Source organism: Streptacidiphilus sp. EB103A, from assembly GCF_041261405.1.
Classification (GTDB): Bacteria; Actinomycetota; Actinomycetes; order Streptomycetales; family Streptomycetaceae; genus Streptacidiphilus.
In genome coordinates, this window is the sequence record NZ_JBGCAQ010000049.1 from 1 (window position 1) to 9,099 (window position 9,099).

A 9,099-nucleotide genomic window follows, 5' to 3' on the forward strand; every position below is an offset into this window, starting at 1 on the left:
CCCTAGAGAAGTCCCATCCTCGCAGGTCACAAGGCATCTCTTTGCTTCCGGGCCTCACGCCCAGCAGATATCAACCGGTGGATCCGGGCTGAGCTAACCGGGATCGGGGTCGTCGTGGATGGTCAATGCTCCGGCGAGGTCGAGTTCGGCGACGGTGCCATGTGCCCCGGCGCGGACGAGCAGCACTGCACCGAGCGCGGTGCTCCAGAACGTCCTGGCTTCCACGTTGAGCGGTCGACGGGCCCTCCAGCCGCGACTGTCGATGAGCTGGCTCAGGAAGCGCTCAGATTGCCGGAACAGCAACTGGAGGTGCTGGTCGACCACGGGGGCGAGCTCGGGCTTGGAGATCCCGGCGGCGAGTGCCCGCGTGACTGACGGGAGCGATGGCATGGCCAGTACTGCGCGGGCGATGTTGCGCCGAAATGTCGCGGCATCGGGGGCTTGGCGACCGATGCGCTCAATCCGTCGGGCGTCGTGCAGCAAGCCGAGAAAGGCGGCGTGCACGAGAAGCGAGTCCTTGGAGCCGAAGTAGTAGGTGACCTGATTGGGGAAGGCGCCTGCCGCGTTCGCAATCTCCGCGACGCTCACCTCAGCGCCGGGCCGTTCCATGCAGAGCCGTGCAGTTGCCTCAATCAGCCGGTGCCTCGTCGCGCGACCGCGGTCCCGCGGCCGAGCCGACGTTGATCCAGCTTCGGTTCGCTTCTTCTCCACACCGAAATTGTATGTGATACAACATGGGCTGTTCGCTTGTATCGCATACAAGAAGGGTTGAGGGGCATGCACAGGACTGAAGTCGTCGTGACCGGACTCGGCGCGATCACACCACTCGGGGCAGACGTGGTGTCCACCTGGGACGCCCTGCTTGCCGGCGAGTCCGGCATCCGCGGCGGCGTCCTGCTTGGCCACGAAGATGCCAGCCTTCCCGACACCGTTGCGGGGACGATGGCGATCGACCCCGCCGAGTTGCTGCTGCCGGTGCAGGCCAGGCGGCTCGACCGCTCGCAGCAGGCGGCCTTGGCCGCAGCGGCCGAAGCCTGGGCCGATGCCGGTGCCCCAGAGGTGGACCCGCACCGGCTCGCATCGGCGATCGGCACGAGCATCGGGGGCGTACGGACGCTCTTGAAGGAAGACGACGTACTGGAGGCGGCCGGGACCCGGCGCGTCTCGCCACGCACGGTCCCGATGCTCATGCCCAATGCGGCGGCGGCGCTGATCAGTATCGAATACGGTGCGCGGGCAGGTGTCTATACGCCCGTCTCGGCGTGCTCTTCCGGTGCTGAGGCGATCGCCCTGGGGGCCAGGCTCATCCGTGCTGGCGAGGCGGACGTGGTGATCGCGGGCGGGACCGAGGCCGCGATCACACCGATCACCGTTGCCGGTTTCGCCCAGGCACAAGCACTGTCGCGGCATACCGTCGAACCCGCGTCTGCGTCCCGGCCGTTCGCCGCGGACCGCAGTGGATTCGTCCTCAGTGAAGGCGCGGCTGTCGTGGTGCTAGAAAGCGCCGAGCACGCCAGTGCCCGGGGCGCGCGTGTCCACGCGGTGCTCGCTGGCGCTGGCATCGCCGCCGACGCTCACCACATCACCGCGCCCGCTGCCGACGGCTCCGGTCAGATCTCGGCTATGCGGAAGGCCCTCGCGCAAGCCGGTCTTGCTCCCGAGCAGATCAGCCACATCAACGCCCATGCCACCGGGACTCCGGTCGGCGACGTTGCCGAGGCGCACGCGATCGGGAAGGTCTTCGGCCGCGCCACAGTGACAGCCCCCAAGGCGGCGCTCGGTCATCTCTTTGGCGCAGCCGGCGCGATCGAGGCACTCATCGCCGTCCTCAGTGTGGAGCACGGCGTCATCCCGCCGACCCGTAACCTCACCGCGGCCGACGTCGATCCCGACATCGATCTCGATATCGTCACTGAGCGGCGAGACGTCCCCCAGGAGGCCGTGCTCAGCAATTCCTTCGGCTTCGGTGGGCAGAACGTCTCGCTCATCGTCACCGACGCACGGCACCATGCGGCCTCGACGACACCATGACCCACGCGAACGCACCGTAGTACATAGAGGGTCGCCGCCGATTGATCGAGCGTTGCAAGACTCGTCCGGTTGTACATGTCGCCGCAGAGATGGGGATATCCCGAGCAACGGCGTCGAAGTGGGTGAACCGGCACCGGGGACGCGGCGAAGTCGGGTTGATCGATCGAAGCTCGACGCCGCTGCTCCTGCTCACCGCCCTGGTCGAATGCGGACCCGGGCCCCGGTGGACGCGGTGGCCAGGCCTGACATCGACAGTGAGACGAGCCAGACCCAGCAGTTCTGCGCCGCGCTGCGACCGGGCATGCTGCACTTGGCCGATCGCGGCTCCGACGGCCTGGAACTGATGCGCCAGGCCGCCGGTACGAGGTGCATCTGCTGTGGCGGATCAACTTCGGGCGCATCCTGCCCGCCGTCGAGGTGCTCGACGACGGAAGCTGGCTGTCCATGGTCTCCACGCCCTCCGGCAGGCTTCGGGCCGTCAGACTGACGGTGCAAGACCGCCGCTACTCCACGGCGGAGGGACCCCGCGTGCTCGCGAGGGCACAGCAGTGACCGTTGAACGAACAAGATCCGCTGGTGTGAGCTGGTGTCGCGGCGCCTTAAACACATCGCGGCAGCTCGTTGTTCGCTAGATGAACAGGGGCGTTGTGCGGGCCGAGTGGCCTTCGGATACTCGCGTGGCAACGCTTGCCGCGAGTCGGCAGCCGACCGTCACTAGGGGACATCGACGTGATCATCCAAGACGAAGACCAGCTCACCGCAGCGGTGCTTGCCGAGACGGAGCGGGCCGGCGATCCGCGCGTCAAGGAGATCGTCCAGGCGCTGGTGCGGCATCTGCACGATTTCGCCCGAGAAGTACGGCTGACCGAGGAGGAGTTCGACGCCTCCCTCAACATCGTGACCAGGCTGGGGCGGCTCACGACGTCCAGCCACAACGAGGTCAGGCTGATGGCGGGCTCACTGGGTCTGTCGACGCTTGTCTCGCTGATGAACAACGGCACCGAGGACAATCCGACCTCGGCGAACCTGCTCGGTCCGTTCTGGCGCCAGGGCAGTCCCACGATGAACAACGGCGCATCGATTGTCCGCTCGCCCACCGAGGGACCGCCGCTGTTCTTCTCCGGCCGGATCGTCGACACCGAGGGGAACGCGGTCGTCGGCGCGGAAGTCGACGTCTGGCACGCGTCACCGGCTGGCCTCTATGAGAACCAGGACCCCGAGCAGGCCGAGTGGAATCTGCGCGGCAAGTTCTTCAGCGATGAGGAAGGCGTTTTCGCCTTCCGCAGTATCAAGCCTTCGGGTTACCCGATACCGACGGACGGGCCCGTGGGCGATCTCCTGACCGCGCTCAAACGCCATCCCTTCCGGCCGGCCCATCTTCATGCGCTGATCTACAAACCGGGTTACAAGACCATCGCCTCCCAGCTCTACAGCCACGACGACCCCATTCTGGAGACCGACGCGCAGTTCGGCGTCGTGCAGCGCCTCATCGGTACGTATGTGCGCCACGAGAACGGGCCGGCGCCGGACCCGGACGTGACCGAGCCCTGGTACAGGCTCAAGTTCACCTTCGTCGTCGAGCCGGGTGAGGCATGGCTGCCGACCCCGCCCGTATCAGCCCAAGCGCGACACCAGCCGGACAGCGCGTGACGTGACCGTGCCATCGTCCGACAGGTGCCCGCCCCGTTCAGCCGAACGCCGCGCGACGACACTCCGTACCCTGAGAGGAACTCTGTGATCACCGAAGCAGAACGTCGCGCAGCCGCAGCTGCCCTTATGCAGGCCGACCGCGATCGGCGACCGATCACCCAACTCAGCCACACCTATCCCGGTCTCGGGATCGTCGACGCTTATGCAATCCAGCAATTCTGGGCGGCGGAGCGGGTGGCGGCCGGGGCTCGGCTCGTTGGACACAAGATCGGACTGACGTCCCGCGCCATGCAGATGGCCTCGAAGATGACCGAACCCGACTACGGTTTCCTCACCGACGACATGGTCGTCAACGACGGCGCCACTCTCGACGCGAACCGCTACCTCAAGCCCAGGCTGGAGGTCGAACTCGCCTTCGTGCTCGGCTCGGACCTGCACGGACCGAACCTCCGCGTCCACGACGTCCTGCGGGCGACGGAGTACGTCGTCCCCGCGCTCGAAGTAATCGACTACCGCACCGAGGTACCTCGCGCGATCACCGACACCATCGCCGACAACGCCGCCGCCGCGGCGATGGTCGTCGGCGGCCGGGTCGTACGCCCGATGGACGTCGATGTCCGGTGGGTGGCCGCGACCCTGTCGAAGAACGGGGTCATCGAGGAGTCCGGCGTCTCGGCCGCCGTCATGGGACACCCGGCGGCAGGCATCGCCTGGCTCGGGAACAAGCTCGCCGCGGTCGGCGAGCACCTCGAAGCCGGTCAGTTGCTGCTGTCGGGCTCGTTCACCCGACCAGTCTCGGTCGAACCGAACACCGTCATCCACGCGGACTTCGGCCCGCTGGGTTCGATCGGAGTGGCGTTCCGGTGACCGTAAACAACTCTCCGACCGGTTTGTCACAGTCCGCACCGGGCCAGTGGCCCCTGCCACCGAACGCGTTCAAAGCCGCGCTCGCCCGGAGCGAGCAGATGACCGGCCTGTGGTGCTCGCTGGCCGACCCGTACGCAGCCGAGATCGTCGCCGGCGCCGGCTTCGACTGGCTGCTCCTCGACACCGAACACTCGCACGCCGATGTCGCGACCGTGCTCTCACAACTCCAGGCGGTCGCCGCGTACTCCTGTTCGCCAGTGGTGCGTCCTCCGGTCAACGATCCCGTCGTGATCAAGCGGCTCCTGGACATCGGCGCACAGTCGCTGCTCATACCGCAGGTCGAGTCGGCCGAGGAGGCGCGCGCGGCGGTCGCCGCCACCCGGTACGCTCCCGTGGGCGTCAGGGGCGTGTCGGCGTTGACCCGGGCTACCCGGTTCGGCCGGGTCAAGGACTACGCCGCCCTGGCACACACCGAACTGTGTGTACTCGTCCAGGTCGAATCGCGGCACGCCCTCGAGCAGATCGAGCAGATCGCGTCCGTCGACGGTGTGGACGGGATCTTCATCGGCCCCAGCGACCTGGCCGCCAGCCTCGGTCACCCCGGAGACCCGAATGCACCGAGCGTCATCGAGGCAGTCGAGGAGGCAATCGGACGCGTGCGCGCGGCCGACAGACCGGCCGGCGTGCTGACCACCAACCCCACGTTCGCGCGACGGTGCATCGACCTCGGAACCACGTTCACCGCCGTCGGCGTGGATGTAGGCCTGCTGGCACGCGCCGCCGACGCCCTCGCCAGGACCTTCACGAACCAGTGCTGCGGCGACTGCTGCGCCTGTCGCCGCGAACCTGGACCTGGTGTGAAGTTCCGCGTTGCGCCCGGGATGCATGCGCGCGACGGAGAACGATCGGTCGCCCGGCCGGAGTGATCCCCGGAGCGCCACGTCCTGGGACGTGCTCCGGCATCGCCGCGGCCGGGCAGCCGGGCCCGTGGATGGACGCCCGGTCAGCGTGAGGGATCTCGGGGGCGGTCGCCGTCGTCCGGGGCGATGGCGTGGAGGATGCGTTGGCCGATGTGGCCGAGCTGTCTGACCTGTGCCTTGGTCAGGGGGTCCAAGATCAGTCGGCGCACTTCCGCGACGTGGCCGGGAGCAGCGCTGACGATCTTCGCGTACCCCTCGTCGGTCAAGGTGGCCAGGGTGTAGCGGCCATCGGCCGGATCGGGGCGGCGGTGGACGTACCCCTTGCGTTCGAGGCGGGCCACGACCTGGGAAAGACGGGAGAGTGAGCCTTCGGCGAACGCGGCGAGGGCGCTCATGCGCAGTTCCCGCTCGGGCGACTCCGACAGCGCCGCCATCACCCCGTACTCGAAGTGCGTCAGTCCTTCGTCGCGCAGTTGCGCGTCGAGCGCGGGTTCCAGCCGCCGCAGGATGCCGACCAGGACGAGCCAGGCGCAGCGCTCCTCCTTGTCGAGCCAGCGGGGTGCCTCGTCAGCCGGGGTGTTCGTCATGCCCTCCACTGTACCGAGACTTGATGCTTGAAGTGAATCCAGCTCGCTATCGCTTGAAGTGTGAAGTCATTGCCGCTACCTTTGACTTATAGCTTGAAGTGACTGCCCGGAATGCCGAGCAGCATCGAACCCCTGAGGAGTCCCCATGAAGCTGCTCGTACTCGGCGCCACCGGTGCCACCGGGGGCCTGGTCGTCGATCAAGCCCTGGCCGCGGGCCACACCGTGCGCGCGCTCGTGCGTTCCCCCCAGAAGCTGGTTGCCCGGCCCGGCCTCGACATCGTTGCCGGGCAGGCCACCGACGCCAGTGACGTCGAGCAGGCCATGGCGGGCGTCGGTGCGGTGATCAGCACGCTCGGCGCCACCGGCGGAACCGTCATCACCGACGCCACGCAGGCCGTCATCTCCGGCGCCACCACCACCGGTGTCAACCGGTTCGTGGAGCTGTCCTCCTTCGCCGTGCTGCGCGAGCGCCTGAGCAAACCCGCCAAGCTCATGTCCAGTACGGCCATGGCGGCCATGGTCAAGGACAAGGCGGCCGCCGAGGACGCGCTGCGCGCCAGCGCCCTCGACTACACCCTCGTCCACGCCGTCCGCCTCACCAACGGCCCCGCCACCGGCACCACCCAGCAACTGCCCGAGTCGGCCACATTGCGCATGGGGGACACCATCAGCCGCGCCGATGTCGCCGCCTGGCTGCTCACCGCCCTGACCAACCCCGCCACCAGCCGCCGCTCCGTCGTCATCGCCGGCTGACCCGACCCGCTCCCTGCCCCGCCTTCACCCGATCCGGAGAAACTTCATGAGCGGACAGCTCGCCACCCATCCGGCCCGCCCCAGCGGCCTCATCATCGCCGGCGGCCTGATCGGCACCGCTGTCGTCGCCGTCGCCCTCAACGCCATCGTCGCCGTGACGGCCCACGCCGCCGGCGCCTCGGACGACTTTCAGCCCCTCCAACCCTCCGCCTATGCCCCTCTCAGCGTCCTTGGCGTCCTGGCCGCCGCTGTCGCCTGGGCGATCATCCGCGCATGCTCAGCACACCCGGCCCGGCTGCTGCGCACCCTCGTGCCGGCCATCCTGATCGTCAGCCTGATCCCGGACATCATGGTCGGCATCTCCGACAGCCGGCCTGGCACCAGCTGGGGTGCCGTCATCGCCCTGATGGTCATGCACGTCGTTGTCGCCGCCGTCGCCATCTCCGCCTACCAGCGGCTTCTCCCCCTCCCCGCCACCCGGGACTGACGCAGCCCGCCCGGGCGGGCACAGCCCCATCCCTTCATGTCCCACTTCCCGCGCAGCCACATCTGCGCCTTTCGAGAAGCCTGCAACCGGTCAAATGCTGGAGCAGCAAAGGAGTTCGAAACCACGCAGCAGGAGGATGCCCAGCGCCAGGTAGCGTGCGCCCTTCGTTCCCATGATGATCCCCGGTTGCGAAAATCCTGCCAGGGCCACTTGGCCAACATCACCTTGATGACAAAGCACCTAACCCGCCGCACGGTCCTTCCGACCGAACGGCGCGATGGCACACCCCGGTGGGCGAGGGCTACATCGTGCGCTCGATGATCCGGCTTTGGATCTCGGCGAAGGCTTCGGCCAGGAGGTTCAGTTGCTCCGAGGTGAGGGCATCGATCACCAGTTCACGGACCAGGCTGACGTGATCGGGTGCCGCGCGGCGCATCAGCTCCCTGCCGAGCGGAGTGATGGTGGCTATCACTCCGCGGTCGTCCGTGGCGCAGGCTCTGCGAATGACCAGGCCGTCCTTCTCCAGTTGCACGATCTGGTAGGTCAGGCCGCTCTTGGTGACTGCCAGCGCTTCGGCGAGCGCCAGCATCCGCATCGACCCGTCGGGGGCGCCGGTGAGGCGAGCCATGATGCCGTACTGCACGTGGGACACCCCAGCATCGGTACGCAACTGTTGATCGAGCAGCCGGTTGAGCAATGTGCTGGCGGTGACCAGCGTGAGCCACGCCTGTTCTTCACGCTGGTTCAGCGACTTTGATTTATTCACATATTCAAGCTACCAGGACTTGCTCAGATTAGAACTTTCAACTAGCCTCATATGTAGTTCAAGTTGGAACGTCTTATCCCGCCCGATGTCATCATGTCACGGAAATGGCGGCGGGTTCAGGACAAAGGTATTCGAGGAGGAATGACATGATCGATCGTCGTGCGGTTCTCCGGGGCAGCGGCGCTGTCGTCGTGGGCGCCCTTGCCATCACCGCAGTGGAAAGCGGCAGCGATCCGGCGTTCGCGTCGGTCCTGCCCGCACTGATGGGCAACCCCGCCGAGACCGGGGAGTCGCTGGGCTACCCCAAGCACCTGACCCACGAGGAACGGCGCAATCTCAAGACCTTCGACGAGCTGGACTTCGTCGTCTACTCGGGCCAGCAATGGGACCGGGTCCGCGAAAGCCACTCGGAGAACGTCCGCGCGCACTGGCCCGACGGACACTACACCGACGGCCTGGCCAGGCACATCGAGGACATGAAGTACAATTTCATCTTCGCCCCCGACTCCCGCACCGTCCAGCATCCGATCCGAGTGGCCAAGGACAATTTCACCGCCGTGACCGGAGTCTCCACCGGCACGTTCACCCGGCCCATGCCCGACGGCAATGGCGGCTTCATCCCGCCCACCGGCAAGAAATACGCCATCAACATGGTCACCGTCGGCATCTGGAACAGACACGGTGTGATGGACGAGGAATTCATCATCTACGACCAGCTGACCTTCATGCGGCAACTCGGACTCGCCTGACGTCCCACTGTTTCCTTCAGGGGTTCCCGCGACCCCCAGTCGTTCGGCGTGGCCGGGCTGACTCGTGAGGTCGAGTCAGCCCGGCCATGCCGATCCGCCATTCAAGGGCGGGCAGACACTATGGGGGACGCACCGGCGAAAACTGTCACCCGCGTTGCCTGGTTGGCGGGTCTTCGAATTTAGGCGGTGTGGAGGTGTCCGCGGGCTCGGCGGGTGGTGACGCAGCGTGTGCGTAGGCGTTGGTTGGTGGGGTTGCGGAAGCCGTGGGCGGCTCGGGCGGTGAGCTTG

The 9,099-nt window shown here is 67.0% G+C and carries 11 protein-coding genes and 1 pseudogene; 9 read left to right on the forward strand and 3 right to left on the reverse strand.

Going from position 1 to position 9,099, the window contains the following annotated elements; genetic code table 11:
- Positions 1 to 93: 93 nt before the first annotated feature.
- Positions 94 to 711 (reverse strand): TetR/AcrR family transcriptional regulator C-terminal domain-containing protein, encoded by a 618-nt coding sequence (locus tag ABH941_RS40680; protein WP_370138435.1) that lies wholly within the window; start codon positions 709 to 711, stop codon positions 94 to 96.
- A 66-nt stretch (positions 712 to 777) separates the two neighbouring features.
- Here ABH941_RS40680 and ABH941_RS40685 point away from each other — a divergent pair, with 66 nt between their 5' ends.
- The 6 genes and pseudogenes from ABH941_RS40685 to ABH941_RS40710 all read left to right on the forward strand — a co-directional run bounded on the left by ABH941_RS40685 (position 778) and on the right by ABH941_RS40710 (position 5,474).
- Entirely contained in the window at positions 778 to 2,031 is a 1,254-nt protein-coding gene (locus tag ABH941_RS40685) for a beta-ketoacyl synthase (protein ID WP_370138438.1), read from the forward strand.
- 23 nt (positions 2,032 to 2,054) lie between these two features.
- Positions 2,055 to 2,210 (forward strand): annotated as a pseudogene (locus ABH941_RS40690) (leucine zipper domain-containing protein); the annotation flags it as partial.
- A gap of 187 nt (positions 2,211 to 2,397) precedes the next feature.
- Positions 2,398 to 2,583 (forward strand): hypothetical protein, encoded by a 186-nt coding sequence (locus ABH941_RS40695; RefSeq protein WP_370138441.1) that lies wholly within the window; start codon positions 2,398 to 2,400, stop codon positions 2,581 to 2,583.
- A 177-nt stretch (positions 2,584 to 2,760) separates the two neighbouring features.
- Entirely contained in the window at positions 2,761 to 3,681 is a 921-nt protein-coding gene (locus ABH941_RS40700) for a dioxygenase (protein ID WP_370138444.1), read from the forward strand.
- A gap of 294 nt (positions 3,682 to 3,975) precedes the next feature.
- On the forward strand, positions 3,976 to 4,548 hold the full coding sequence (locus ABH941_RS40705; protein WP_370138472.1) for a fumarylacetoacetate hydrolase family protein: 573 nt from the start codon (positions 3,976 to 3,978) through the stop codon (positions 4,546 to 4,548).
- A gap of 98 nt (positions 4,549 to 4,646) precedes the next feature.
- Positions 4,647 to 5,474 (forward strand): aldolase/citrate lyase family protein, encoded by an 828-nt coding sequence (locus tag ABH941_RS40710; protein WP_370138450.1) that lies wholly within the window; start codon positions 4,647 to 4,649, stop codon positions 5,472 to 5,474.
- Between the two features lie 77 nt (positions 5,475 to 5,551).
- Here ABH941_RS40710 and ABH941_RS40715 read toward each other — a convergent pair whose 3' ends face one another.
- On the reverse strand, positions 5,552 to 6,055 hold the full coding sequence (locus ABH941_RS40715; protein ID WP_370138453.1) for a MarR family winged helix-turn-helix transcriptional regulator: 504 nt from the start codon (positions 6,053 to 6,055) through the stop codon (positions 5,552 to 5,554).
- A 145-nt stretch (positions 6,056 to 6,200) separates the two neighbouring features.
- Between ABH941_RS40715 and ABH941_RS40720 the strand changes: the two genes are divergently transcribed.
- Positions 6,201 to 6,809: an NAD(P)-dependent oxidoreductase gene (locus ABH941_RS40720; protein WP_370138455.1), complete on the forward strand. Its 609-nt coding sequence runs from the start codon at positions 6,201 to 6,203 to the stop codon at positions 6,807 to 6,809.
- A gap of 46 nt (positions 6,810 to 6,855) precedes the next feature.
- Positions 6,856 to 7,296: a DUF6069 family protein gene (locus tag ABH941_RS40725; protein WP_370138464.1), complete on the forward strand. Its 441-nt coding sequence runs from the start codon at positions 6,856 to 6,858 to the stop codon at positions 7,294 to 7,296.
- Between the two features lie 301 nt (positions 7,297 to 7,597).
- On the opposite strand, the gene ABH941_RS40730 is transcribed toward ABH941_RS40725, so the two are convergent.
- Positions 7,598 to 8,062, reverse strand: a complete 465-nt coding sequence (locus ABH941_RS40730) for a MarR family winged helix-turn-helix transcriptional regulator (RefSeq protein ID WP_370138466.1) — start codon at positions 8,060 to 8,062, stop codon at positions 7,598 to 7,600.
- 146 nt (positions 8,063 to 8,208) lie between these two features.
- Between ABH941_RS40730 and ABH941_RS40735 the strand changes: the two genes are divergently transcribed.
- Positions 8,209 to 8,811, forward strand: coding sequence for an ester cyclase (locus ABH941_RS40735; RefSeq protein WP_370138469.1), 603 nt, complete (start codon positions 8,209 to 8,211; stop codon positions 8,809 to 8,811).
- Positions 8,812 to 9,099 lie beyond the last annotated feature (288 nt).